This window comes from Bacillus cereus group sp. BfR-BA-01524, assembly GCF_022662595.1.
GTDB lineage: Bacteria > Bacillota > Bacilli > Bacillales > Bacillaceae_G > Bacillus_A > Bacillus_A thuringiensis_S.
The window spans coordinates 1-301 of sequence record NZ_JAKUDW010000353.1 but is presented as its reverse complement, the minus strand read 5'-3'; the positions used below and the strand labels follow the sequence as shown (position 1 = coordinate 301).

Genomic DNA, 301 nt, shown 5'->3' with positions numbered 1-301 from the left:
CTAATTCTAGCTAAACTAGTGCCGATTAAAAAATGATCTTTTGATAACCAATTGGTAATTTTAGATAAACAGTTCATTATAAGTTTTTCTCTCCTTTTTATAAAGGTGGTAAAACGTAGTAGTAAGGCTTCCAATCAAATGTCACAGCAGATATATCAGTTTTATAGTTTTTATCATCTTTTTTTGAAAATGGTACAGGGTCTTCTATTATCCACTTTACTCTTACTTCTTTTATTTTTGATGGATCAATGTATTTTGTGGCCATGGAATTTCCAAATCTTTGTAATATTTCTTGTCCTCT

Annotated in this window: 1 pseudogene; it reads right to left on the bottom strand. The window is 29.2% G+C overall.

The window, feature by feature from the left end:
* Window positions 1-97 precede the first annotated feature (97 nt).
* Window positions 98-301, bottom strand: a pseudogene (locus tag MR170_RS31435) (hypothetical protein); the annotation flags it as partial.